General features: G+C 52.2%; 22 protein-coding genes and 2 tRNA genes. All 24 read left to right on the forward strand.

Features of this window, described 5'->3' with window-relative positions; translation table 11 throughout:
* The first annotated feature begins 49 nt into the window (after positions 1-49).
* Positions 50-607, forward strand: a complete 558-nt coding sequence (pth, locus tag KNP72_RS14190; protein WP_214834098.1) for an aminoacyl-tRNA hydrolase — start codon at positions 50-52, stop codon at positions 605-607.
* A gap of 45 nt (positions 608-652) precedes the next feature.
* The gene (gene mfd, locus KNP72_RS14195) at positions 653-4,177 is read left to right on the forward strand and encodes a transcription-repair coupling factor (RefSeq protein WP_214834101.1); all 3,525 of its coding nucleotides are present in this window, start codon (positions 653-655) and stop codon (positions 4,175-4,177) included.
* Entirely contained in the window at positions 4,161-5,708 is a 1,548-nt protein-coding gene (locus tag KNP72_RS14200) for a polysaccharide biosynthesis protein (RefSeq protein WP_214834104.1), read from the forward strand. The genes mfd and KNP72_RS14200 overlap by 17 nt, the downstream gene beginning before the upstream one ends.
* 1 nt (position 5,709) lies before the next feature.
* The gene (gene yabN, locus KNP72_RS14205) at positions 5,710-7,125 is read left to right on the forward strand and encodes a bifunctional methyltransferase/pyrophosphohydrolase YabN (RefSeq protein ID WP_214834107.1); all 1,416 of its coding nucleotides are present in this window, start codon (positions 5,710-5,712) and stop codon (positions 7,123-7,125) included.
* Positions 7,122-7,394: an RNA-binding S4 domain-containing protein gene (locus tag KNP72_RS14210; RefSeq protein WP_021065741.1), complete on the forward strand. Its 273-nt coding sequence runs from the start codon at positions 7,122-7,124 to the stop codon at positions 7,392-7,394. Before yabN ends, KNP72_RS14210 begins: the two co-directional genes overlap by 4 nt.
* Positions 7,395-7,439: 45 nt before the next feature.
* On the forward strand, positions 7,440-7,814 hold the full coding sequence (locus tag KNP72_RS14215; protein WP_214834110.1) for an FtsB family cell division protein: 375 nt from the start codon (positions 7,440-7,442) through the stop codon (positions 7,812-7,814).
* 75 nt (positions 7,815-7,889) lie between these two features.
* On the forward strand, positions 7,890-8,426 hold the full coding sequence (locus tag KNP72_RS14220) for a S1 domain-containing RNA-binding protein (RefSeq protein ID WP_029594406.1): 537 nt from the start codon (positions 7,890-7,892) through the stop codon (positions 8,424-8,426).
* A gap of 210 nt (positions 8,427-8,636) precedes the next feature.
* Positions 8,637-11,039, forward strand: a complete 2,403-nt coding sequence (locus KNP72_RS14225) for a YhgE/Pip domain-containing protein (RefSeq protein WP_214834113.1) — start codon at positions 8,637-8,639, stop codon at positions 11,037-11,039.
* Between the two features lie 142 nt (positions 11,040-11,181).
* Positions 11,182-11,258: transfer RNA gene (locus KNP72_RS14230), tRNA-Met, on the forward strand.
* A gap of 9 nt (positions 11,259-11,267) precedes the next feature.
* Positions 11,268-11,339 (forward strand) — tRNA-Glu (locus KNP72_RS14235).
* A 68-nt stretch (positions 11,340-11,407) separates the two neighbouring features.
* Positions 11,408-12,637: a tRNA lysidine(34) synthetase TilS gene (tilS, locus tag KNP72_RS14240; protein WP_214720448.1), complete on the forward strand. Its 1,230-nt coding sequence runs from the start codon at positions 11,408-11,410 to the stop codon at positions 12,635-12,637.
* 35 nt (positions 12,638-12,672) lie between these two features.
* Positions 12,673-13,218: a hypoxanthine phosphoribosyltransferase gene (gene hpt / locus KNP72_RS14245; RefSeq protein WP_021068188.1), complete on the forward strand. Its 546-nt coding sequence runs from the start codon at positions 12,673-12,675 to the stop codon at positions 13,216-13,218.
* Between the two features lie 105 nt (positions 13,219-13,323).
* Entirely contained in the window at positions 13,324-15,351 is a 2,028-nt protein-coding gene (gene ftsH / locus KNP72_RS14250; protein ID WP_214834116.1) for an ATP-dependent zinc metalloprotease FtsH, read from the forward strand.
* Positions 15,352-15,445: 94 nt separating this feature from the next.
* A complete protein-coding gene (locus tag KNP72_RS14255; RefSeq protein ID WP_021068190.1) occupies positions 15,446-16,210 on the forward strand; it encodes a type III pantothenate kinase in 765 nt (254 codons plus the stop codon).
* 20 nt (positions 16,211-16,230) lie between these two features.
* A complete protein-coding gene (gene hslO / locus KNP72_RS14260; protein ID WP_285800955.1) occupies positions 16,231-17,157 on the forward strand; it encodes an Hsp33 family molecular chaperone HslO in 927 nt (308 codons plus the stop codon).
* An 86-nt stretch (positions 17,158-17,243) separates the two neighbouring features.
* Positions 17,244-18,197, forward strand: coding sequence for a cysteine synthase A (gene cysK, locus KNP72_RS14265; RefSeq protein WP_021068192.1), 954 nt, complete (start codon positions 17,244-17,246; stop codon positions 18,195-18,197).
* Positions 18,198-18,321: 124 nt separating this feature from the next.
* Entirely contained in the window at positions 18,322-19,671 is a 1,350-nt protein-coding gene (locus KNP72_RS14270; RefSeq protein WP_251129036.1) for an anthranilate synthase component I family protein, read from the forward strand.
* Positions 19,668-20,252, forward strand: coding sequence for an aminodeoxychorismate/anthranilate synthase component II (gene pabA, locus KNP72_RS14275; protein WP_029594412.1), 585 nt, complete (start codon positions 19,668-19,670; stop codon positions 20,250-20,252). The genes KNP72_RS14270 and pabA overlap by 4 nt, the downstream gene beginning before the upstream one ends.
* Positions 20,236-21,066, forward strand: a complete 831-nt coding sequence (locus KNP72_RS14280) for an aminotransferase class IV (protein WP_214834120.1) — start codon at positions 20,236-20,238, stop codon at positions 21,064-21,066. Before pabA ends, KNP72_RS14280 begins: the two co-directional genes overlap by 17 nt.
* Positions 21,063-21,848 (forward strand): dihydropteroate synthase, encoded by a 786-nt coding sequence (gene folP / locus KNP72_RS14285; protein ID WP_214720444.1) that lies wholly within the window; start codon positions 21,063-21,065, stop codon positions 21,846-21,848. Before KNP72_RS14280 ends, folP begins: the two co-directional genes overlap by 4 nt.
* A complete protein-coding gene (folB, locus tag KNP72_RS14290; RefSeq protein ID WP_214720443.1) occupies positions 21,841-22,206 on the forward strand; it encodes a dihydroneopterin aldolase in 366 nt (121 codons plus the stop codon). Before folP ends, folB begins: the two co-directional genes overlap by 8 nt.
* Positions 22,206-22,706: a 2-amino-4-hydroxy-6-hydroxymethyldihydropteridine diphosphokinase gene (gene folK, locus KNP72_RS14295; RefSeq protein WP_353048462.1), complete on the forward strand. Its 501-nt coding sequence runs from the start codon at positions 22,206-22,208 to the stop codon at positions 22,704-22,706. Before folB ends, folK begins: the two co-directional genes overlap by 1 nt.
* A gap of 22 nt (positions 22,707-22,728) precedes the next feature.
* The gene (dusB, locus tag KNP72_RS14300; protein WP_214720441.1) at positions 22,729-23,724 is read left to right on the forward strand and encodes a tRNA dihydrouridine synthase DusB; all 996 of its coding nucleotides are present in this window, start codon (positions 22,729-22,731) and stop codon (positions 23,722-23,724) included.
* A gap of 147 nt (positions 23,725-23,871) precedes the next feature.
* Entirely contained in the window at positions 23,872-25,362 is a 1,491-nt protein-coding gene (gene lysS, locus KNP72_RS14305) for a lysine--tRNA ligase (RefSeq protein ID WP_021068200.1), read from the forward strand.
* The last annotated feature ends 354 nt before the right edge of the window (positions 25,363-25,716 follow it).

Below are 25,716 nucleotides of genomic sequence, written 5' to 3' on the forward strand. Positions count from 1 at the left end.
GAGGCCCGAAGGCGTTCGCCTTTGGGCTTTTTTGTTCAGGAGGAATAAGATGAAATGTATCGTCGGCCTCGGGAATCCAGGCAAAAAGTATGAGATGACCCGTCACAACGTCGGATTTTTGGCGATTGATCGCCTTGCCGACAAACATGGGATCAAACTCGATGAAACCAAGTTTAAAGCATTGATTGGAACGGGAAGAATCAATGGAGAACGTGTCGTCCTCGTCAAACCGCTCACGTATATGAATTTATCAGGCGAGTCGGTCCGTCCGATTTTAGATTATTATAAGATTGAGATTGACGACTTGCTCGTCATTTATGATGACTTGGACATGGTCCCAGGAAAACTGCGGTTCCGTCCGAAAGGCAGTGCCGGCGGACATAACGGCATCAAGTCGTTGATTCAGCATTTAGGCACACAAGACTTTAAACGTCTGAAACTGGGAATCGGCCGTCCGCCGCATCCGATTAAAGTGGTCGATTGGGTGCTTATGAACTACCGTAAAGAAGACATGCCAGAATTAAATGATACGCTCGATCAAGCTGTGTCCGCCGCAACCGATTTTGTGGATACTGAATGGATTGCGCTCATGAATCGATATAACTAAAGGGTCAACGTACCCTTTTTTGTCGTATGAGGTGGAGGAAAACAAATGAATGCTTTAGAGAAATTCATGGTGACGTTACCTGAGACGAATGTGATTCGGGAGCGGTTGCCGAAAGTCGATCGACAACTCGTCACCGGATTAACGACAAGTGCAAAGGCGCTTGTATTGGCGGGTTTGGCGAAAAATTCGCCGAGACGTCTCGTCGTCGTCACGCATAACATGTATCAAGCTCAAAAAATGTACGATCAACTCGAGTCGCTCATCGGTCCGAGCAAAACGTTGCTTTATCCGATTGATGAGACGCTCGCTGGCGAACTATCCCTCACATCGAGCCCAGAACTGCTTGCCGCTCGGATTGAGGCTCGGACACGTCTCCTTGACGAAACGGGAGGCGTCATTGTCGTGCCTCTCGGTGGCTTGCGCCGTTATATCCCGAACCCGTCAGACTGGCAGATGAGCCATCATCACATCAAACCTGGACAAGAGCTTGATTTAAAGCCGTTCGCCGAGACACTCATCACGCTCGGTTATGAACGGACGGCCACCGTGACCGCACCGGGTGAATTCTCCGTCCGCGGCAGTATTTTAGACGTTTATCCGCTCACGGCAGCGCGCCCGTATCGTATCGATTTGTTCGACACCGAAGTCGATTCCATCTTTACGTTTGATGCCGAGACGCAGCGTTCGCTAGGTGTCGTCGGCGAAGCGGTCATCCCACCCGCCACCGAGTTCATCGCCTCACGCGACCAGTTGCAGCAGGCCGGACAAGCACTCGAACGTCAATACGAGCGGACGCTCTCGCTCATCGAGACCGAGACGATCCGGCAAGCGCTCGAAGATGGAATCGCCCGGGACATCGAACAGTTCGGTCGAGGCGAGGCTCCTGAAAAAGTTGGGAAGTACACACCGCTCCTGTATAGCTCGACGCTCCTCGATTATGTCGGGGCGGAAGCGGTCTTGATGTTAGATGAAGTGGCACGGATTGAAGATGCTGCCGACGTGCAAGACCGCGAGGAAGCGGAATGGTTCTCGTCGCTCATCGAACGAGGGGAGTCGGTCAGCAACTACACGCTCGCCGTCCCAATGCATAAAGTATTCCGGACGTTGAAACAAGTCGCGTTCTCCTTGTTACCGTCACGACGGTCCGGGATTCCGGAGACGAACACGGTCCACCTCAGCTGTCGCCCTCTCCCGGCGTTCCATGGGCAGATGCACTTGTTGAAACAAGAAGTCGAACGGTGGCAACAAGGTGACCATCGTATCGTCTTCTTGGCAGGCGATCAAACACGGGCCGATAAAGTGGTGGAGCTACTTGACGATTATGGAATCTCATCCACGTTCACAAATGTGGACGGTGAGCTGTTGCCGCGTCACGTTCATGTCATGATCGGCCAAATCGAAGGCGGCTTTGAACTCTCGACGAGTCGTCTCGTCGTCGTTTCCGAAGAAGAACTGTTCAAGCGCGTCACGAAGCGGAAACGTCAGACGAAGAATTTGACGAACGCCGAACGGATTAAAAGTTACCAAGAATTGAAGCCGAACGACCACGTCGTCCACATCCATCACGGAATCGGGAAGTACCTGGGCATCAAGACGATTGAAGTCGGCGGCATTCATCAAGACTACTTACATCTCGTCTATGCCGGCGACGATGCGCTGTACGTCCCCGTCGATCAAATCGATCTCGTTCAAAAGTATGTCGGGGCCGAAGGCAAAGAGCCGAAGATTTACAAACTCGGCGGGACTGAGTGGAAGAAGGTCAAATCGAAAGTCGCCAAATCGGTGGAAGACATCGCCGATGAACTGATCAAGCTGTACGCGGCGCGTGAAGCGTCCGTCGGCTACGCGTTCCCGGGTGATGACGAGGAGATGAGTCAGTTCGAAAGCTCGTTCCCGTATGCGGAGACGGAAGACCAAGTCCGCTCCATCGCTGAAATCAAAGCGGATATGGAACGGTCACGGCCGATGGATCGTCTCCTTTGTGGCGATGTCGGTTACGGCAAAACAGAAGTGGCGATTCGAGCCGCGTTCAAAGCCGTGCTCGCTGGGAAGCAAGTCGCGTTCCTCGTTCCGACGACCGTGCTGGCGCAACAGCATTACGAGACGATGCTTGAACGGTTCAGTGAATTTCCAATTAACGTCTCCGTCATGAGCCGCTTCCGCTCTAAAAGTGAGATGGCGGCGACGAAGAAAGGCTTGAAGGAAGGAACGATTGACGTCGTCGTCGGGACGCACCGCGTCTTGTCGAAAGACGTGACGTTCGCCGACCTCGGTCTCGTCATCATCGATGAAGAGCAACGGTTCGGGGTCAAACATAAAGAACGGCTCAAACAGTTGAAGACGAATATCGACGTCCTGACGCTGACGGCGACACCTATTCCGCGGACACTCCATATGTCGATGATTGGCATCCGAGACTTGTCGGTCCTCGAGACACCGCCAGAGAACCGCTACCCGGTGCAGACGTACGTCATGGAATACGATGGTATCGTCTTGCGGGAAGCACTTGAGCGCGAACTCGCGCGAGGCGGACAGGCATTCTTCCTCTACAACCGCGTCGAAGGTATCGAGCGGAAGGCAGAAGAGATTCGGGCCTTGTTACCGGAAGCACGCATTGCGACGGCACACGGTCGGATGACCGAGACCGAACTCGAGAGCCAGCTCATCAGCTTCCTTGAAGGAGAGGCGGACGTGCTCGTCTCGACGACGATCATCGAGACCGGCATCGATATCCCGAACGTGAACACACTCATCGTCCACGATGCGGACAAGATGGGGCTGTCACAGCTGTATCAGTTGCGTGGTCGCGTCGGCCGTTCCAACCGGATCGCCTACGCCTACTTCACGTATCGGAAAGACAAGCGTTTGACGGAGGTAGCGGAGAGTCGGCTACAGGCCATCAAAGAGTTCACGGAGCTCGGGAGCGGGTTCAAGATTGCGATGCGCGACTTATCGATTCGCGGCGCCGGCAATCTGCTCGGAGCCCAACAGTCCGGGTTCATCGATTCGGTCGGGTTCGACTTATACTCGCAGATGTTGTCCGAAGCCATCGAGGAACGGAAAGACCGGATGCGCGGACAGGCGAAACAAGTCGTCTTCAAACCAGAAATCGCGTTCCAAGCGGATGCGTACATTCCGGACGACTATTTATCGGACAGCGAATTGAAAATCGAGATGTACAAACGCTTCAAGTATGTCGATACACCAGAGGCGTTGTTCGCCCTCCAAGACGAGTTGATTGAACGGTTCGGCGAATTCCCGGAACCGGTCGCGCTACTCATCCAACTGACGCGTCTGCGCATCTATGGCGAGATGGCGAAAGTGGCGCGCATCAAGCAGTCGCCGGGCCGCATCGAGATGGTATTGTCGCTCGAATCAACGACGGCGCTCGATGTCCCGTCATTCATGGAATGGACGATGCCACTCGGTCGGAAACTCGGTGTCGGACAAGACAACGGCGCCCTCAAATTGTCGCTCAGTGGCCGCATGCCGGTCGTCGAACTGTTGAACGATGCCGATACGGTGCTTGAGGAGCTCGTGAAGAGGTTGGCGCATGCGGTCGCCAAGTAAGTTTGCGACCGGCGTCGTCTTATTTGCGCTCGCGGGCTATCTTTCAAAGTTCATCAGTTTCGCGTACCGAGTCCCTTACCAAAATATCGCCGGAGACTTCGGGTTGTATGCTTATCAAACCGTGTATCCGTTTGCCGCAATCGTCGCTTCGCTCGGCATGTATGCGATGCCGGTAGTGATTGCCAAAATCGGTGTCGGGGCCCATGGACCGAGGCGAAAGCTCGAGGTGTTATGGGGCAGTTTTTATGTCTTGTTCGGTCTAGCCGTCATCCTTGTCGTCACGATGTGGATGCTAGCACCGGTCATCGCTCGTCTCCTCGGGGACATGGAACTCGCACCGACGCTGCGGATCATCAGCCTGAGTTATTTACTCATGCCGGCTTTGGCCGTGCTCCGCGGTTCATTTCAGGCTGTCGATGACTTGCGGCCGAGTGCGATTTCTCAAGTGCTTGAGAACCTCGTTCGCGTCACGGTCTTACTCGTCGCCTTGTTGATTGGCGTGCGCTTCGGTCAAGACGCCTATACGCTCAGTCGATACGCGTATGGGGCGACGCTCGTCGGAGGTGTCATCGCCATCGTCATCTTGTCATTATGGGCGAAGCAGTTACGGCTCGTACCGGTACAACCCGCGACGTTGCGGTCTGTCCTTCGAATCTTACTGACGACGGGGTTTGCCGTCGGTTTCGCCTCGCTCGGAATTTTATGGATGCAACTCGTCGACTCGTTCACGATTGTCAATCTGATGGGCGGGGATTATGCGGCGAAAGTCGGGAAAGGGGTATTTGACCGAGGCTATCCGCTCGTTCAATTTGCGATTCTTTTCACGACGGCGCTCGGAATGGCAAATGTCCCGAACTTGGTGCGGCATTATCGTGCCGGTCGTATAGAAGCGACCTCTTCCGGACTCAGTTCGATGATTCGCGTGACGACAACGGTCGCTGCTGCGGCCACAATCGGCTTGATGGGTGTCATGTTCCCGTTGAATGTCGCGCTATTTGAAAACGCGGCCGGGACGACAGCGCTCGTCTTGCTCTCGACGAGTACGTTCGCCGCGTCGCTTGCCGTGGCGAGCATGACGTGTCTACAGGCGATTGACCGGGAACGCACAGCTGCTGTCGGTATGATTCTCGCCATCGGCGTGAAGCTCGGCAGCAACTTGTGGCTCGTCCCTTACTATGGCATCGCGGGGGCTGCCCTCGGGACCTCGATTGCCTTTTTAGCGATGGCCGGTTTCAATTTCAATCGGCTCGACCAAATCATCCCGCTCGGCATGCTCCGGTTTCGACATTATGGACGTCTCGTCAAAGCGGTGGCGCCGATGGGCGTCATCTTGCTCGGCTTGAACGTCATGGCAATGGATGGGCTGACGCATCGTCTCGATGCCCTCGTCTGGCTCGTCTTCATGCTCGTGCTTGGGGCCGGCATTTATGTCTGGCGGTTATGGAAAGAACAAATTTTGACGATAGAAGAATGGGAAATGATTCCGTTCGGAGGTCGTCTCATCAATCTGCTAGAAAAAAAGGAGAACTGATATGAGTTACGGAATTACGGTCGTCGGCCTCGGGTCTGGCGAACTTGATCAACTACCGCTCGGTGTCTATCGTCATTTGAAGCAGCAACCGCTCGTATGGTTGCGCACGAAAGAACACCCTGTCGTCAGCGAACTTGAGGCGGAAGGCGTGACGTTCGAATCGTTTGATTCGATTTACGAGGCGAGTGACACGTTCGAGGACGTCTACCGACAAATCGTTGAGACGTTGCTTGAAAAGAGCGAAGAGCTAGCCATCACCTATGCCGTACCGGGGCATCCGTTCGTGGCGGAGCGGACGGTCGAGCTGCTCGTCGAACAAGGTGCGGACGTCACGTTCCTCGGCGGTCAGAGCTTTTTGGACGCCATGTTCCAAGCCCTCCGCATCGATCCAATCAACGGCTTCCAATTACTCGATGCGACGGCGCTCGATGTCGAACGGATTCAAGTGACCCAACACGTATTGATTGGTCAAGTGTATGACGGATTCGTGGCCGGAGACGTGAAAGTCCAATTGATGGAACGATATCCGGATGAGCATATCGTCAAACTCGTGACAGCCGCTGGAACGAAACATGAGCGGGTCAGTGAAATCCCGCTCTACGAGATGGACCGCGTGGCAGAAGTCGACAACTTGACGACGCTCTATGTGCCGCCGTTGACGGACGAGACGCATTTGGCGCGCGAATTTTCGACGTTGAAGCACATCATCGCGACGCTCCGCGGTCCGGACGGCTGCCCGTGGGACCGGAAACAGACGCATGAGTCGCTCCGCAAATATTTGCTCGAAGAAGCGTATGAATTGATTGAAGCAATCGATACGGAAGACGATGATGCGATTGTCGAAGAGCTCGGTGATGTGTTACTCCAAGTCATGCTCCACGCCCAAATCGGAGCGGACGAAGGCTATTTTGATATCCGAGACGTCATTGGCACCGTCAGTGAGAAGATGGTCCGCCGTCATCCTCATGTGTTCGGGGATGTGAAGGTCGATGATGCCGATGAAGTGGTGACGAATTGGAATGCGATTAAACAAGTGGAAAAAGGGGAAAAGAGAAAATCGCAGCTAGATGGTGTTCTCATGACGCAACCTGGTTTGATGCGGGCCGAGCAATTGCAGAAAAAAGCTGCGCAAGTCGGTTTCGAATGGGACGATGTTCAAGGCGCGTTTGAGAAATTGGAAGAAGAACTCCACGAGTGGAGAAGTCAGCCTGAAGATGAACGAGAACTTGGCGATGTCCTCTTCTCAATCGTCAACGTGGCGCGCTATTTCAAGTTGAACGCCGAACAGGCGCTCGAACGAACCAATCAAAAATTTAAGAGACGATTCGAATACATTGAAGCGAACGGCTCCCTCGAAGAGATGACGCTCGAAGAGATGGATCGGCTCTGGGATGAAGCGAAGGAGAAGGGATTATGAGACTAGACAAGTTTTTGAAAGTATCCCGCTTGATTAAGCGGCGTACGTTGGCGAAAGAAGTCGCCGACCAAGGCCGGATTCAATTGAACGGACAAGTAGCGAAAGCGAGCACCGACGTCAAAGTCGGTGACGAGTTGCAAATTCGATTCGGGAACAAGCTCGTTACGGTCGTCATTGACTCGATTGCCGAGCATGCCCGCAAAGAGGATGCGAAAGAAATGTACCGCCTGCTCAAAGAAGAAAAGGTGAACAGTGGTACGGAAGCGTAAAAAAAAGGTATACTGAACGTAACAGGACAGGAGGAAGGTGATTCGATGAATGGACGTAACCCGATGGAACGCAAACAGCGGATTCGGGCTCTTGATGAACGGAGAGAACAGCTGGAAAAAGAACAGAACCGGCGACGTATCCATCTTCGACGCCGCCTGGCTGCGGCCTCACTTCTCTTTTTGTTAATGGTTGTCTTCATCGGTCAGAGTTACTTCTCGAAAGTCGGATATGTGTCCGAGCAAGAACGGAAACAAAATGAAGCGCAAGTCGAACTTCGGGAAACGAAGAACGAACAATCAGAACTGAAAGAGCAGGTCGAGCGTTTACAAGACGAAGAATACATCGCTAATCTAGCGCGCAACGAGCTGTTGTTCTCGAAAGATGGCGAGATTATTTTTTACTTCTCACCAGAGGAATAAGTGGGTTCGTTGACCGTTGACGAATCGACTCGTATAATTGTAGGGAATCAATCAAAAAAAGGAGTACATTATTTTATGTCAATTGAAGTAGGAAGCAAGGTACAAGGTAAGGTTACAGGGATTACGCATTTCGGAGCGTTCGTAGAACTTCCAAATGGCAAAACGGGTTTGGTGCACATCAGTGAAGTGGCAGATTCTTACGTCAAAGACATCAATGAAGTGCTAACGGTCGGTCAAGAAGTGACGGTCAAAATCTTGAACGTCGAAACAGATGGCAAAATCGGGTTGTCTATCAAAAAGGCCGTCGATCGCCCTGTCAGTGAACGTCCAGAGCGTCCAGCCGGCGAGCGTTTCTCTCGTGGCCCACGCCCAGGCGGCCCGGGTCAAGGCGGCCCACGCCCAGGTGGTCCAGGACAAGGTGGCCCACGCGGTGGCGGCGGTCCACGCGGTGGCGGTCCACGTGGCGGCGGCGGACGTCGCGAAGTACGCCGTGAGCCAGAAACGTTCGATACGTTGATGAGCAAGTTCTTGAAAGACAGCGACGAGCGCTTGACGACGTTAAAACGTCAAACCGACTCAAAACGCGGTGGACGTGGAGCCAAGCGCGGGTAACCCTTCGTAAACCATCAGCTTCTACTCGTAACGATAGACGGTCTTCCTCAAGAAGACGACGAACCACAGACTTTTATAGTCTGTGGTTTTTTTTTGATTCTTTTTTGTTATGAAAAATAACTAAAAAGGGTTGCATTTTTTCGAGGAAGCGAGCACAATAGGTAACATGAAAAAATAGTTATGTTTTATAAGTGAAAGGTGAGAATGAAAATGAATGGATGGAAACTGTGGTTGGCGGAATGGAGAAGCATCGGGAAGAATCCTCGGGTCTGGGTCCCGATTCTCGCGGTCGCACTCGTACCGCTCATGTATGCCGGGATGTTCTTATGGGCGTTTTGGGATCCGTATGGACAGATGAAAGACTTGCCGGTGGCGATCGTGAACGAAGACCAGGGAGCGACGTTCGACGGGGAGCAACTTGCCGTCGGGGACGAACTCGTTGAGAAGTTAAAGACGTCTGAGGCGTTCGAATTTATCGAGACGACGAAACAAGAAGCCGAGTCAGGGTTGAACGATCATGACTATTACATGGCGATTGAGATTCCGGCAAACTTCTCAGAAAAAGCGACGACGGCTCTCAGTGAACAACCTGAGAAGCTCGAACTCAAATATATCGCCAATGAATCGTATAACTTTTTAGCGGCTCAAATCGGCGGTTCCGCGATGGAGCAAGTGAAAGGTGAACTGTCGACCGAAGTCGCGAAACAGTACGTCAGTGCGATGCGTGACGGGATTCAAGATGCCGCTGCTGGACTCGATGAAGCGGCGGCTGGGGCGGGAAAACTGGCAGATGGATCGCAGACGGCCGAACAGGGGGCGACCCAATTGGCCGACGGGACCGCATTGCTCGCTTCAAAACAACAAGAATTGGCTGACGGGGCGAGTCGGTTGAATGAAGGTGTGGCCCAACTCGAGACAGGGACGACGGAATTGGCGAAGGGAAGCCAGCAAGTTTATGCAGGTAGCGCCGCCTTATCAGACGGGGCACGTCAAGTGAATGACGGGGCGTCTGCCCTTCAAGACGGAACGAGCCAACTTGTCGAAGGGACAGGCACGTTCGCCTCGAAGTTGGAGGAATTGCACAGCGGGACGGCTTCTCTCAATCAAGGCGTTCAACAACTCGCGGCCGGGATTCAGCGTTCGAAGGACGGCAGTGAGCAATTGAGTGCCGGTTCAAATGAATTGGCGGCCGCGATGACGGCGGCGAAAGAAGGAAATGCCGCCTTGATGGCAGGAGAGACGGAACTTGTGGCCGGGATTGGTCAGATGAAGACGGAAATGTTGGCCAGTCAAGATCAGTTGATGGCCCAGCTGTCAGCACTCGCTGAGGCAGGGCAACCTGCTTCACCAGAGATGCTACAGGCGATTGTGGCCCAATTGGCGGAAGGTCAAACAGCGACGGCAGCTGGATTCGATGCACTGTCCACGGGAGCGACGCGTGTGAAAGAAGGGCAGGCCGCGCTCGGTGACGGATTGACGCAAGCGGAGGCTGGTGCCAATGAACTCGCTTCGGGACTGGTGACGTTACGTGACGGACAAGCCGAGCTCGCAAGCGGGGCACAGGCGTTGGCGGATGGGTCGACACAAGTGGAACAAGGGGCGCAAACGGCAGCCGTGAGTTCGAAAGAGTTGGCTTCGGCAAGCAATCGCTTAAATGCCGGCGTCGGAGCGTTGAAAGACGGGACCGCCGAACTCGCGTCCGGCAGTACGCAGTTGACCGAGGCGACGGGCGCCTTGTCAGAGGGGAGTTCGAAACTCGCGGACGGGGCGAAGAGCGCCGGCGCGGGCACGAATACACTCGCGAACGGGGCTGTACGTTTGGCAGAGGGCGGTAAAGACCTTCAGTCAGGTAGCGACCAGCTCGCAGACGGAGTGTCCGAACTTGCGGCTGGTAACAGCAAGTTACGGGACGCGCTCGCCGATGGGGCCGAAGCGGCCGCAATCGACATCCGAGACGATAACGTCGACATGATGGCCGGACCGGTCACGGTCGTCAACGACTCGATTCACAAAGTCCCGAACTACGGAACAGGTTTTGCACCGTACTTCATGTCACTCGGACTATTCGTCGGGGCTCTCTTGCTCTCGATTGTCTATCCGCTGTACGATCCAGCTGGAAAACCGAAACGCAGTCTGTCATGGCTCGTCTCAAAATCGGGTGTGTTGCTCGTCGTCGGATTTATTCAAGCGCTCGTCTTGGATGTGGCGATGGTCATGTTGCTCGGACTTGAAGTCGATGCACCGCTCCAGTTCTTCGGATTCAGTTGGCTCGTCAGCATCACGTTCCTTTTAATCGTGCAGCTGCTCGTCACGACGCTCGGAAATCCGGGGCGTTTCGTCGCCATCGTCTTATTGATCCTTCAATTGACGACGTCGGCTGGAACGTTCCCGCTCGAACTGATTCCGAGCGCCCTTCAACCGTTCAACGCCTGGTTACCGATGACGTATACCGTCTCGGGCTATAAAGAAATCCTGTCAGCGGACGGCTGGAGTTACTTGCAACAAGCGATCGTCTATTTGGCGTCCGTCTCGACCGCTTGCTTCTTCTTGCTCTGGGGATATTTCCGCATCGCCTGGAAGAAAAAATATCGGCTGACGACGTCAGAAGCGTGATGCACAACGAACTGAAAATCGTGTATAGTGGATAAGACGACACTATACACGATTTTTTTGTGAAAAAACTTTTAAAAAAGAATTGACACTGACGTGGGTACTGGTTATTATAGAAAATGTGCTTAGGACACAACAATAACATGGCGGTGTAGCTCAGCTGGCTAGAGCGTACGGTTCATACCCGTGAGGTCGTGGGTTCGACTCCCTCCGCCGCTACCATTTTATTTAGGCCCGTTGGTCAAGCGGTTAAGACACCGCCCTTTCACGGCGGTAACACGGGTTCGAATCCCGTACGGGTCACTTACCTAAGCGAAAAGAAGCCATCTCACTCGAGATGGCTTCTTTTGTTATATCAAGGAGGCGGACGGATGACGAAAGTATTGGTTGCCGTGTCCGGTGGGGTCGATTCGATCGTCTTATTGGATCGAGTCATTCGAACCGGTATGGAAGTGGGCGTGGCCCATGTCCATCATGGGTTACGTCCCGAATCGGACGAGGAATATCGGTTCGTGCAATGTCTCGCCGCATCCTATGGGGTTCCATTTCACGGAAAGCGACTCACTTTTCCGGATGGCGGTTCGCAGGCGAGTTACCGGACGGCACGATATGCGTTCTTTGAACAGGTTATGCAGAAGTTCGGCTATACACAACTGATGACGGCCCATCACGCGGACGACCAACTCGAGACCGTCCTCATCCAACTGCAGCGTAACGTCATCGAAGTGACGGGAATTCCCGAGCGTCGTCCGTTCGCAGGAGGAGAACTCGTTCGTCCGCTCTTATCGGAACCGAAGCGGGAATTGATTGCCTATGCCAAACGATACGGACTTGAATGGAGAGAAGATGCAAGCAACGCCACGACCGAATATTTGCGCAATCAAGTGCGGCATCAGATCGTGCCCCAGCTCCTCGCGTCGCAACCGGATCTTGTTCAAGTTGTGAGCGAAACAGCTCGGCATCAACGCGAACTGTGGCGGACCCGCTACCGACAGATGGAGAATTGGATCCAGGACAACGTGCGGCTCGAGATGAAAGCGTTTCACGTGAAATTGGATAACTTAATGTGTCTAAATCCTGTCGAACGATACACCGTCGGGCGCCTGCTATCAATGCGCTACGGGGTAGAGGTGGGGACCGCGATCGACCGTCTGTTAACGAGTGCCCAAGGTTCTGGCCACTTCGACTTAGAGGGGCCATGGGGCCTGCGGAAACAAGACGGGCTCTTATCGTTACAGGCAACTGGTCAATCGCTCCTAGCCCCACACAAACAAGTGGTAACGACCTTCCCAGCACATGTAGTGTTCGGGACTTCGTTATTCTCACTAGACGTTGAGGATGATACGGAAGGCATCCCGCTCGAGGCAATCGAGTTGCCGTTGATCATCCGCTCTGTCGAGGCTGGGGACGCGATGAAACTGTCCATCGGGACGAAAAAAGTCGCCCGCATCTTCATTGACGCGAAGATTCCGCGAGAAAAACGGCCATTCGTCCCATTGGTAGTTGACGCAACGGGACGGATTATCGCTATAGTAGGGGTAAGAGTTTCCGATTTTCCGGATAAGTCGGGTGCGATGTGCCCACGATTAATGGTAAAATGATGATTGTGTCGGATAAGAAAGAGGAGGATTTTAAGATGTCATTAATGAACGATATGGAGAAAGTACTGATTTCAAGCGAAGAAATTCAAGGTAAAGTGAAAGAACTCGCTACAACACTTAGCGAAGAATATAAAGAAGAGTTTCCACTCCTCGTCTGCGTGTTAAAAGGTGCGATGCCATTCATGTCAGACCTCGTCAAAGAAATGGACATCCATTTAGAAATGGATTTCATGGACGTGTCGACGTACCATGGCGGAACGTCATCGACGGGTGAAGTTAAAATTGAGAAAGATTTAAATACATCTGTAGAAGGACGCGACATCTTGATTGTAGAAGATATCATTGATAGTGGACTTACGCTCGGCTATCTCGTCGACTTGCTCAAGTACCGCAAAGCCAAATCGGTTAAAATCGTGACGCTTCTCGATAAACCGACGGGCCGCAAGAACGGATTGTCGGCAGATTATAGCGGTTTCGTTATTCCGCACGAGTTTGTTGTCGGCTATGGTCTCGATTACGAAGAGAAATATCGTAACCTTCCGTACGTCGGTGTGCTCAAGCCGAGCATTTACGGGGGCTAACGTTTTTCTTTTGAAAATGCGTCGTGTTAAGATAAAAGAAATACCCAAAGTATACACATATACTGAATGGGCGAGAACATCGTTTCTCGGAATAGGAGGCAGAGAATGAATCGTGCAGTGAAAAACACCTTAGTTTTCGGTGTGATTTTCCTAGCCTTGATCTTGTTCCTTCAATATTTACAAAACCCGAATAGCCAGAGCGAGACGCTTACGTATTCGAAGTTCTTGGAATATGTGGAAGAAGGTCGGATTGAAACGGCAACCGTACAAGAAATTCCGGGAGCCATCTCAATTACAGGAGATCTAACAGGAGACGAAGATCAGCGTTTTGAAACGAATATCCCGGCCAACGAGGCCGAATACGCCGAAGTGCTCTCGTCGCTTCGCGCGGATACCGACATCCAAATCGAAGAAGCAGAGTCGAGTGGTAGCTGGTTCAGCATCGTATTCGCGATCTTACCGTTCATCATCATCTTCATCTTATTCTTCTTCTTGCTCAACCAAGCCCAAGGTGGCGGCGGTGGCGGTCGTGTGATGAACTTCGGGAAATCGAAGGCCAAACTATACGACCAAGAGAAGCGCCGTGTGACGTTTAAAGACGTCGCCGGAGCAGACGAAGAAAAACAAGAGCTCATCGAAGTCGTTGAATTCTTGAAAGACCCACGTAAGTTCTCGAAACTCGGGGCACGGATTCCGAAAGGTGTCTTGCTCGTCGGTCCTCCGGGAACAGGTAAAACATTGCTCGCTCGTGCAGCTGCAGGAGAAGCCGGTGTACCGTTCTTCTCAATCTCAGGTTCTGATTTCGTCGAAATGTTCGTCGGTGTCGGGGCGTCACGTGTTCGTGACTTGTTCGAGAATGCGAAAAAGAACGCACCGTGTATCATCTTCATCGATGAAATTGATGCGGTCGGACGCCAGCGTGGTGCCGGTCTTGGTGGTGGCCATGACGAGCGTGAGCAAACGCTTAACCAATTGCTTGTTGAGATGGATGGATTCAGTGACAACGAGGGCATCATCATGATTGCCGCGACAAACCGTCCGGATATTCTTGACCCAGCCTTGCTTCGTCCAGGTCGTTTCGACCGTCAAATCACGGTTGATCGTCCAGATGTCAAAGGGCGTGAAGAAGTCCTTAAAGTTCATGCGCGCAACAAACCGCTCGATTCGACAGTCGACTTGAAGTCGATTGCGCAGCGGACGCCTGGGTTCTCAGGTGCCGACCTTGAAAACTTATTGAACGAAGCAGCGCTCGTCGCAGCCCGGTCTGACCGTTCAGCGGTATCAGTCGTGGATGTCGAGGAAGCGATTGACCGCGTCATCGCTGGTCCTTCTAAGAAGAGCCGTGTCATCTCGGAGAAAGAACGACAAATCGTCGCCTATCATGAAGCAGGTCATACGATTATCGGGATTGAACTTGAGAATGCAGATGAAGTGCATAAAGTGACAATCGTTCCTCGCGGTAACGCAGGCGGTTATGTCGTCATGCTTCCAAAAGAAGATCGCTACTTCATGACGAAACCTGAGCTTGAAGATAAAATCGTCGGTCTCCTCGGGGGCCGTGTGGCGGAAGACGTCATCTTCGGTGAAGTGTCAACAGGAGCCAGCAATGACTTCCAACGTGCGACTGGTATCGCGCGGAAGATGGTCATGGATTACGGGATGAGCGACAAGCTCGGACCGCTCCAACTTGGATCGAACCATGGGGGACAAGTCTTCCTCGGCCGTGATTTCCAAACGGAACAAAACTACTCGGATGCGATTGCACAAGATATCGACCTCGAAATCCGGGATATCATCAACCGTTGTTACGCGAAAGCGAAACAAATCTTGACGGATCGTAAAGACGATCTCGAACTCGTCGCGAAGACGTTGCTCGAAGTTGAGACGCTCGATTCGAAACAGATTCGTCACTTGATTAAGACGCGCGAATATCTTCCACACGAACCGGAAGAGCCGTCTGAACCATCGAAAGATGATGCAAGCGACGAAGCGAAAAAAGATGAGGCGGCCGTCAAGCACGGACAAGTCATCGATCAGCCTGGAGTCGTTCAAGAAGCGAAGCCTGACGTGGTCCCTGAAGGCGATAAGCCGGAAGCGACGCCGACGGAACGCCCGAATAACGAATCACGCTAAGTGTAAGAGACGAATGCCCTAAACAAGGCATTCGTCTTTTTTCGTGTTATAATTCGAGCGAACTGTAATTGACAACAAAGTGAGGAACGCTATCATGATTTTAGTGATTGATGTTGGGAATACAAATATTGTCCTTGGGATGTATGACGGCGAGACGCTCGTCCATCATTGGCGCATCTCGACAGACCGTACGAAAACAACCGATGAATACGGCATGCTCGTGAAATCACTGTTCGATCATTCGAACGTCTCGTTCGATCAGATTGACGGCGTGATTCTGTCTTCGGTCGTTCCACCGGTCATCTTTCCGCTCGAACAGATGTCGCAACGTTATTTTAATGTCCGGCCGATTGTCGTCGGTCCCGGCGTGAAAACCGGTCTCGACATTCATGTCGATAATCCGCGCGAAGTCGGTGCAGACCGCATCGTCAACGCGGTCGCTGGAATTGCCAAATATGATGGACCGCTCATCATCGTCGATTTCGGAACGGCGACGACGTACTGCTATATTGATGAGAACCGCCGTTATCACGGAGGCATCATTTCACCGGGGATCATGATTTCGGTCGAGGCGCTCTATCAACGGGCGGCCAAGTTGCCGCGCATCGAGCTCGCGACACCACCTACGGTCGTTGGGAAAAATACAATTCAAGCGATGCAGTCCGGGACGTATTACGGCTATGTCGCACAAGTCGACGGGATTGTCGGTCGTATGAAGCGTGAAGTCGGAGAAGCGACTGTGATCGCCACAGGCGGTCTCGCGCGTTTGATTAGCGAGCATGCAGAGACGATTGATGTCGTCGATTCATTTTTGACGCTCGATGGGCTTCGTCTCATCTATGAGCGCAACCAGAAATAAACTTAAAGGAGTTACTCGATATGATTCAACCAGAACAACAAGCATTACTTGACCAAATGAAAGCCGATTATCTTGTCCGTGCCCTCGGGTTCAACGGGGAAGTCCGCGCGTTTGCCGTCCGGACGACGAAAACAATCTTTGAAACGCAACTCCGTCACCAGACGACACCGGTCGCTTCAGCAGCGCTCGGACGCACGATGACGATTGGGACGATGATCGGTGCGATGCAAAAAGGCGCCGCTCGCGTGACGCTCAAAGTCGAAGGCGATGGACCGATTGGGAAAATCATCGTCGATGCTGATACGGCGGGAGACGTGCGCGGTTACGTGTCACATCCTCGTGTCGAAGGCGGCACGTTTGTGAATGATCACGGTTTGACGAAGTTGAAAGTCGGTGAAGCCGTCGGACGCGGGACGATTTCGGTGATTAAAGACCTCGGTTTGAAAGATTTTGTCGGCGGCTCGTCTGAGATTCAAACGGGTGAGATTAGCGAAGACTTCACGTACTACTTCGCGACGTCAGAACAAGTGCCGTCAGTCGTTGGTGCGGGTGTGCTCGTCCTCCCGGAAGATGAATCGATTCTTGCGGCTGGTGGCATTATCGTTCAATTGATGCCGGATGCGTCAGAAGAGACGATTCAAGCGCTTGAACAGGCGCTCAAGACGTTCCCACCGGTGTCGGTCCTCATCGGGGAAGAGAAAACGCCAGAAGAAATGCTGCAGATGCTCCTTGGCGACAGCCTCGAAGTGTTGGATCAAAAACCGGTCCAATTTAATTGCACATGTAGCCGCGACCGTATGGAGAGCGCGATTATCGGACTCGGTGCCGAAGAGATTCGTCACATGATTGAAGAAGATGGCGGCGCTGAAGCGGTTTGTCATTTCTGTGGCGAGAAATACCACTTCTCGGCGGAACAGTTAGAAACGATGAAACAACAAGCACGCTGACCGCTTTGCTCCAAATTGCATATTTTGAATCTGATAGGGTATGATTACAATATCGGAATAGTCGGAATTATGGAGGAGGAAATGAAATGCGTATCGTAGATTCAGTAACAGACCTGATTGGAAAGACACCGATTGTGAAGTTGAATGGATTGACTGGCGCTGAAGATGCCACGGTTTACTTAAAATTGGAGTATATGAACCCAGGCTCTAGCGTAAAAGACCGGATTGCGCTCGCGATGATTGAAGCGGCGGAACGAGAAGGGGTCTTGAAGCCAGGAGATACGATTATCGAACCGACCAGTGGGAACACAGGGATTGGTCTTGCCATGGTCAGTGCGGCCAAAGGCTATAAAGCGATTTTGGTCATGCCGGAAACGATGAGCATGGAACGTCGCAATCTGCTTCGTGGCTACGGTGCGGAACTCATTTTGACGCCGGGTCCTGAAGGGATGGGCGGAGCGATTCGTCGTGCGACGGAAGAGGCTGAACAAAACGGTTATTTCCTCCCGCAGCAATTTAACAATGAAGCCAACCCGAACGTGCACGAGATGACGACGGGACCTGAAATCGTCGACGCATTCGATGCGTCAGGCCTCCAAGTCGATGCGTTCATCGCCGGCGTCGGGACAGGTGGAACGATTACGGGAGCGGGTAAAGTGTTGAAAGCCCACTATCCGAACGTACAAATCCTAGCGGTCGAACCGGTCGATTCACCGGTTTTATCGGGCGGTAAACCAGGCCCGCATAAAATCCAAGGCATCGGGGCCGGGTTCATCCCGTCGATTCTCGATACGGAGATTTATGAAGGTGTCCTTCAAATCACGACCGATCAGGCGTTCGAATACGCACGTCTTGCGGCCAAAACGAACGGCGTGCTCGGAGGCATCTCGTCTGGGGCGGCGATCGCTGCCGCTGTCGATACGGCGAAACGTCTCGGCAAAGGGAAAAACGTGCTGGCGATTATCCCATCAAACGGAGAACGCTACCTCAGCACACCGCTCTATCAATTCGATGAAGAATCAGATAGCGTACGCTCGTAAACAAACGGCAGTTACCGGGAGACAACTTCTTTCGGTAACTGCCTTTTCTTGTGTACAATTAAAGGCATGAATCAGTGGAACGGGGGAATGTGGCGTGAGACAAACAGCGTTCAAAACCATGCGCATGACAAAAGAGAAAATGTACGACACGTATATGACATTGACGGAAGGGGAGAAGCACTACGCGTGGTTAGAGAGTGGACGCGTCGGCCGCTATACGATGGCCGGGATTGAACCGTTCGCTACGCTTCACGTGAAAGATGGGGTCGGAACGTTCGCTACATCAGATGCGACGGAAACACTGTACGGTGAGCCGCTCGACATCGTCGAAACAATCCGGACCCGGTACGCTACCGAGCGACCGGCTGGCGCTCCCCCGTTTTTTGGCGGGATGATCGGTTATGTGAGCTATGACGTGGCCCGAACGCTCGAACGGTTACCACGGCAGGCAGCGGACGATTTGGCGACACCGGATGTCTCCTTCTTACTGTTCGATGAAGTGGCGGTCTTCGATGAAGAAGAATCGCTCTTATATATGCTCGTCACGGCGGACGACCAGGTAGAGGTGAAACTCGATCGCTTTGCCGCCCTTTGGCACACCGAGACGCACTATGCGTTCCCGCCGGTCGCAAGCGGGACGCTCGAACGTTCACGCTCGCTGTCACAAGAGAAGTTCGTGACGGCGGTGCAAAAGATTCAAGACTATATCGTCGAGGGTGATGTGTTTCAGGTGAACTTGAGCGTGCGGCAATCGGAACCGTTGCTCGCGCATCCACGTCACATCTACGACACGCTCCGGAAAGTGAACCCGTCACCGTATATGGGTTATTTCGCTGACGACTCGCTTACGATGGTGTCGGCTTCACCGGAACTGTTGCTCGAGAAACATGGCGCCGCCATCTCGACCCGTCCGATCGCCGGAACGAGACCGCGAGGCCGGGATGAGGCGGAAGATCTGGAACTGGCTCGGACGCTGCTCGACAATGAGAAAGAGCGGGCCGAACACGTCATGCTCGTTGACCTTGAACGAAACGACTTGGGCAAAGTCGCGGCTTACGGGACAGTGCATGTCGATGAGCTGATGGTCATCGAGAAATACTCGCACGTCCAACATATCGTCTCGAACGTGCGCGGTTTGATGCGGGACGGCGTATCGGGAGCCGAAGCACTTGGCGCGATGTTCCCGGGCGGCACCATCACCGGGGCGCCGAAAATCCGGACGATGGAAGTCATCGAGGAACTCGAACCGGTCCGGCGTGGGATTTACACCGGCTCATACGGATGGCTTAGTTGGGATGATGACCTCGTGTTCAACATCACGATTCGGACGATGGTCGTGAAGGACGGAATCGCCCATGTTCAGGCTGGTGCCGGGATTGTGATTGATTCGGATCCTGAAGCGGAGTACGCCGAATCACTTTCCAAGGCGAAAGCGCTATGGACGGCGAAAGAAATGACGGAGGCGACGGTATGATTTTACTCATCGATAACTATGACTCGTTCACATACAATTTAGTTCAATACTTTGGGGAGCTCGGTGAACAACTCGTCGTCCGTCGTAACGATGACATCACGATCGAGGAAATTGAAGCGCTCGCCCCAAGTTATCTCGTCATTTCGCCTGGTCCGTGCACACCGAGTGAGGCGGGTATCAGCATCGATGCGATTCAGGCGTTTGCCGGTCGCATCCCGATTCTTGGCGTTTGTCTAGGACATCAAGCGATTGCTCAAGCGTTCGGCGGAAAAGTCGTCCATGCCGAGCGGCTCATGCATGGCAAGACGTCAGCGATTCAACATGACGGAAACACGCTGTTTAACGGCATCCCGCAACAGACAATCGTGACACGCTACCATTCGCTCGCGGTCGAACGAGATGCGTTACCGTCGTGCTTGAAAGTCACGGCCGAGACGAGCCTAGGAGAAATTATGGCACTCCGGCATGAAACGTTACCGATTGAAGGGGTCCAGTTTCATCCGGAAGCGATTTTGACAGAACACGGCAAAGACATGATTCGTAATTTCGTCGAGGTGTATCGTCATGTGGCTTTGGCATAACGGCGAACTAAGGGGCAGCTCTGAAGTAACGATTCCGATTGAAGATCACGGATTTTTATATGGGATGGGCCTATTCGAGACGTTTCGAACGTTCAATGGCATCCCATTCTTGTTTGATTTTCACTGGGAACGTCTCGAGAAGAGCTTAGCGGAACTATGGATTGATTTACCGTATACGAAACAAGAGATGGAGCAGGCGATTCAAGACGTCGTTCGTCAAAACGGGACCCCGAACCTGTATGTGCGCTTGAACGTGTCCGCGGGGGTGGCGCCACTTGGACTCTATGACGGACGCTACACGCATCCGAACGTGACGCTACTCGTCAAACCGCTGCCGGAGTCGTTTCAACCCGTCGAAAAACGGTTGGAAGCCATTCCGTTTCCAAGAAGTCGGCCCGAAGCTTCATTCCGCTTAAAATCCCATCATTATATGAACAATATATTAGGGAAGCGCATGCTCGTTGATCGGGAGGCGGAAGGGCTGTTCGCCGATGACTCAGGACATGTCGTAGAAGGGCTTGTCTCGAATATCTTCTGGGTCGAAGCTGACCAACTTTGGACGACGCCGCTCGCGACAGGACCTCTGGCTGGGGTCACGCGACGTTGGGTGATGGATACGTTTGATGTGAAGGAACGTGATGTGACGTTTGCGGAACTTACACAGGCAGACGAGGTTTGGTTGACCAATTCGGTTCAACAGATTGCTCCGGTCACAGACTATGCCGGGAACAGCTATCCAGGAAAAGACGGGGCAAAATTTAAAGCATGTTGGTCTGTCTTGTTGCATGCGATTGAGAGGGAAGAAACGCGATGACAAAAATCATGGGAATTTTAAATGTGACACCGGATTCGTTTTCGGACGGAGGACGATATACGGCGCTCGAACAGGCGGTCGCTCACGCCAAGCAACTCGTTCAAGACGGAGCGGACGCGATTGATATCGGCGGGGAATCGACACGTCCGGGAGCCCGGTTCGTCTCGGTGGAAGAAGAAATCGAGCGAGTCGTTCCTGTCATTCGTCAACTGAAGCAAGAGCTCGACGTGCTCATCTCGATCGATACGTACAAACCGGTGGTGGCAAAGGCGGCATTAGAAGCCGGGGCAGATATCATCAATGACGTCTGGGGCTCGAAGTGGGGCGATCAATCGATGGCACAAGTGGCAAGGGCGTTTAACGTTCCCATCATCTTGATGCACAATCGCGACAATCGAAATTATAGCCATTTCATTGAGGAGGTCGTCGGTGACTTGTACGAATCGATTGAAATCGCCCAAGCGGCCGGTGTGCCGGATGAGATGATTTGGTTAGACCCGGGAATCGGCTTTGCGAAAGACTATGCGCAAAACATGGAGTTGATGAATCGACTCGACGTGATCACGAACCTCGGTTATCCGGTGTTACTCGGAACGTCGCGGAAATCATTTATTGGGCAAGCGCTTGATTTACCGACTGAAGAACGACTAGAAGGGACACTGGCGACGACGTGTCTAGGCATCATGAAAGGCTGTGCGTGGATTCGGGTCCATGACGTAAGAGAGAATAAACGAGCGTCACTCATGATGGACGCGATGCTGGGAGGCGGACAAATTGGATAAGATGTTTGTGAATGGGATGCGTTTCTATGGCTATCACGGTGTGTTTGAAGAAGAGAATCGACTCGGTCAACGCTTTAACATCGATTTGATGTGTGAGTTGGATTTGGCGCCGGCGGGACAATCGGACGATTTATCAGACGGAGTCAGTTATGCGGGTCTCTATCAATTGACGGAAGAGATCGTCACCGGTGAGCCGGTCAATCTGCTCGAGGCGCTGGGTGAACGCATCACGAAGGCTGTCTTGGCCCACAGTGACAAAATTCAAAGCGTCACCGTCAAAGTCATCAAGCCGGACCCGCCCATCCCGGGTCATTATGACTCGGTCGCGATCGAGATGACACGGAGACGGAACGTATGATGTACGTAGCGTTGGGATCGAACATTGGGGAGCGTGCCAACTATCTAGCAGAAGCGATTCAAGCGATGGCGGTAAACGGTCTTCAGGTAACGAAAGAGTCATCCGTATATGAGACGGCACCGGTCGGATACACAGATCAGCCATCCTTCTATAATATGGTCGTCGAAGTCGAGCCGTCCCTTTCTGCGGAAGCGGCCTTGCTTCAACTCCAACAGATTGAACGGGACCTAGGGAGAGAACGACTATTCAAGAATGGACCGCGTACAATCGACCTTGACATCTTGGTCTATAACAGCGAAGATATACAATCGAAGCAGTTAACTGTTCCGCATCCACGGATGCATGAACGCGCTTTTGTCCTTGCCCCGTTCGCGGAGATTGCTCCGGCGGTCGAGGTAAAGGGAATGACGGTGCGGGCATGGCTAGAAGCCCTTCCTGCGTCGGAACGACAAGATGTCGTCCGTCTCGGACCGTTACAATCATTGGTCAGCTCGGTTTAACGTTAGCAAAGGAAGTGGAGAAGTGTCAGGGTTCAAGATTGGTAACATCGATATAAAGAACCGCGCCGTCCTTGCCCCGATGGCCGGAGTGACAAACCCTGCGTTTCGTTTGATCGCGAAAGAATTCGGCGCGGGACTCGTCTGTGCGGAAATGGTCAGCGATAAAGGGATTTTATTGGAGAATGCAAGAACGCTCCGGATGCTGTACGTCGATGAACGGGAAAAACCGCTCAGCCTTCAGATTTTCGGAGGTTCGAAAGACACACTCGTCAGAGCGGCCCAGTACGTGGATCAAAACACGAATGCGGACATCATCGATATCAATATGGGTTGCCCAGTCCCGAAAGTCACGAAGTGTGAGGCGGGTGCCAAATGGTTGCTCGACCCGGACAAAGTTTACGAGATGGTGAACGCCGTCTCGAATGCGGTCGATAAGCCGGTCACGGTCAAAATGCGCCTCGGTTGGGACGAAGACCATATTTATATTCTCGACAATGTTCGGGCGGCTCAATCTGGCGGAGCGGCGGCGATTGCGATTCATGGTCGTACGCGGTCTCAACAATATGAAGGAACCGCAAACTGGGATTGGATTGGCGAAGCCAAGAAGATTGCGACAGTTCCGATTATCGGTAACGGCGATATCTCGACACCACAAGAAGCAAAACATGCGATTGATCATTATGGTGTCGATGCTGTCATGATCGGACGGGCAGCGCTCGGTAACCCATGGATGCTGTATCAAACGGTGCAGTATTTGGAGACTGGTGAACTTCCGCCAGAACCAGCGGCGCGTGAAAAGATCGACATCTGTATGTTGCATCTCGATCGCTTGATTGCCATCAAAGGAGAAGTAACCGCCGTTCGCGAGATGCGTCAACATGCGGCATGGTACTTGAAAGGGTTGAAAGGCAGCGGCCCGGTTCGGAAGCAAATCAACGAAACGGAATCGCGAGATGCGTTTGGCATCGTGTTGTATCATTTTGTGGAACAGCTCGAGCGACACATGCAAGAAGTGTGAACTAGTGAAAAAAATTGATTTGTGGTAAGCTTGTTTGGCGAAAAAGTGAACCACACAAGCAAACGGTTTAGGCTGTGCTGTTGGCCGTGAGGCTGACAGTTTTTTATTAGGAACATCCCCAATACGTATAGAGGAGTGAATGGAGTAGTGAGTCACGAGTTGGAAATGAATGATCAAATGCAGGTTCGGTTTGAAAAAATGACCGAGATGCGTGAACAAGGGCTTGACCCGTTCGGACGTCGGTTCGAACGTTCTGCCCACGCCGGTGAATTACATGAACAATATGAGGCGATTGAAAAAGAAGCCTTGGCCGAACAAGACGTCGAAGTGACGCTTGCCGGACGAATCATGACGAAACGTGGAAAAGGGAAAGTCTTCTTTGCCCACATCCAAGACGTCACAGGACAAATCCAAATCTATGTGCGTAAAAATGACGTAGGTGACGAACCGTTCGATTTATTTAAGTCATCTGACCTTGGTGACATCGTCGGGGTGAAAGGGAAGCTGTTCAAGACGAACGTCGGCGAATTGTCGATTCATGTTGAAGAGTTCGAACTCTTAACAAAAGCACTTCGTCCGCTTCCTGATAAATACCATGGCTTAAAAGATGTTGAGCAACGCTATCGTCAACGTTATTTGGATTTAATTACGAATAACGATTCGCGTCAAACGTTTATTCTGCGTAGCCGGATTATCTCGGAAATTCGGAATTTCTTGAACCATCGCGGTTACTTGGAAGTCGAAACGCCGATGTTGCATACAATCGCAGGTGGAGCGGCGGCCCGTCCGTTCTTGACGCACCATAATGCACTTGATATGGAGTTATATATGCGGATCGCCATCGAGCTTCATTTGAAACGCTTGATTGTCGGTGGTCTCGAGCGCGTGTATGAGATTGGCCGTGTCTTCCGTAACGAGGGGATCTCAACACGTCATAACCCAGAGTTCACGATGATTGAATTGTATGAAGCGTATGCGGACTATAATGACATCATGGATTTGACAGAAGAACTCGTAGCTCACGTAGCCCAAGAAGTTCTTGGCACGACGGACGTTCAATATGGAGAAGATACGATTCATTTGGCTGTCGGTTGGAAACGTGCGCACATGGTCGACTTGGTTAAAGAAGAAACAGGCGTCGATTTCTGGCAACAGATGTCTGATGAAGATGCACGTGCGCTTGCAAAAGAGCACGGTGTCGAGATTCAAGACCATATGACATTCGGTCACATCGTCAATGAATTCTTTGAGCAGAAAGTTGAAGAAACATTGTTACAACCGACGTTTGTCACAGGTCATCCTGTCGAAGTATCGCCATTGGCGAAAAAGAACGATACAGATCCACGCTTCACGGATCGATTTGAATTGTTCATCGTTCGTCGTGAACATGCTAACGCCTTCACGGAATTGAATGATCCGATTGATCAGCGTGAGCGTTTCGAAGCTCAACTTCTTGAGAAAGAAGCAGGGAATGACGAAGCCCATGAATTGGACAACGATTTCCTTGAGGCACTCGAATACGGAATGCCACCAACGGGCGGTCTTGGAATCGGAATCGATCGCCTCGTCATGTTGTTGACGAATGCACCATCGATTCGTGATGTTCTATTGTTCCCGACGATGAGACACCAACAGTAAAGAATCGTTTTAACCTCTCGCTCTTACGGGCGAGAGGTTTTTCTATAGAGAATGTTGCCGATTTAAAGAGGATAAAAACTTTTTTAGAAAAACTTTTGCAAAAAGTCTTGCGTTCTATTTAGGGATGCGGTAAAGTAATAAACGTTGCCGCTGATGGCAGCGGAAAAGGATAAAAAAAGTGGTTGACAACTGTGTCGATGACTTGTATTATTTTAAGAGTCGCCAATGAGCGACAGACGAACTTTGAAAACTGAACGATGAGGCAAAAAAAGTTTTACAATGTTTGAATGAAGCGCAAGCTTCGTCATTTTTAAAGAGCTATATCAAATTCTTTGGAGAGTTTGATCCTGGCTC

This window comes from Exiguobacterium sp. s152, from assembly GCF_018618335.1.
In the GTDB taxonomy this organism is placed as follows: Bacteria; Bacillota; Bacilli; order Exiguobacteriales; family Exiguobacteriaceae; genus Exiguobacterium; species Exiguobacterium chiriqhucha.

Coding starts and splice junctions, on each gene's coding strand:
- pth (WP_214834098.1), top strand. CDS start 50: ATGAAATGTATCGTCGGCCTCGGGAATCCAGGCAAAAAGTATGAGATG.
- mfd (WP_214834101.1), top strand. CDS start 653: ATGAATGCTTTAGAGAAATTCATGGTGACGTTACCTGAGACGAATGTG.
- KNP72_RS14200 (WP_214834104.1), top strand. CDS start 4,161: ATGCGGTCGCCAAGTAAGTTTGCGACCGGCGTCGTCTTATTTGCGCTC.
- yabN (WP_214834107.1), top strand. CDS start 5,710: ATGAGTTACGGAATTACGGTCGTCGGCCTCGGGTCTGGCGAACTTGAT.
- KNP72_RS14210 (WP_021065741.1), top strand. CDS start 7,122: ATGAGACTAGACAAGTTTTTGAAAGTATCCCGCTTGATTAAGCGGCGT.
- KNP72_RS14215 (WP_214834110.1), top strand. CDS start 7,440: ATGAATGGACGTAACCCGATGGAACGCAAACAGCGGATTCGGGCTCTT.
- KNP72_RS14220 (WP_029594406.1), top strand. CDS start 7,890: ATGTCAATTGAAGTAGGAAGCAAGGTACAAGGTAAGGTTACAGGGATT.
- KNP72_RS14225 (WP_214834113.1), top strand. CDS start 8,637: ATGAATGGATGGAAACTGTGGTTGGCGGAATGGAGAAGCATCGGGAAG.
- tilS (WP_214720448.1), top strand. CDS start 11,408: ATGACGAAAGTATTGGTTGCCGTGTCCGGTGGGGTCGATTCGATCGTC.
- hpt (WP_021068188.1), top strand. CDS start 12,673: ATGTCATTAATGAACGATATGGAGAAAGTACTGATTTCAAGCGAAGAA.
- ftsH (WP_214834116.1), top strand. CDS start 13,324: ATGAATCGTGCAGTGAAAAACACCTTAGTTTTCGGTGTGATTTTCCTA.
- KNP72_RS14255 (WP_021068190.1), top strand. CDS start 15,446: ATGATTTTAGTGATTGATGTTGGGAATACAAATATTGTCCTTGGGATG.
- hslO (WP_285800955.1), top strand. CDS start 16,231: ATGATTCAACCAGAACAACAAGCATTACTTGACCAAATGAAAGCCGAT.
- cysK (WP_021068192.1), top strand. CDS start 17,244: ATGCGTATCGTAGATTCAGTAACAGACCTGATTGGAAAGACACCGATT.
- KNP72_RS14270 (WP_251129036.1), top strand. CDS start 18,322: ATGACAAAAGAGAAAATGTACGACACGTATATGACATTGACGGAAGGG.
- pabA (WP_029594412.1), top strand. CDS start 19,668: ATGATTTTACTCATCGATAACTATGACTCGTTCACATACAATTTAGTT.
- KNP72_RS14280 (WP_214834120.1), top strand. CDS start 20,236: ATGTGGCTTTGGCATAACGGCGAACTAAGGGGCAGCTCTGAAGTAACG.
- folP (WP_214720444.1), top strand. CDS start 21,063: ATGACAAAAATCATGGGAATTTTAAATGTGACACCGGATTCGTTTTCG.
- folK (WP_353048462.1), top strand. CDS start 22,206: ATGTACGTAGCGTTGGGATCGAACATTGGGGAGCGTGCCAACTATCTA.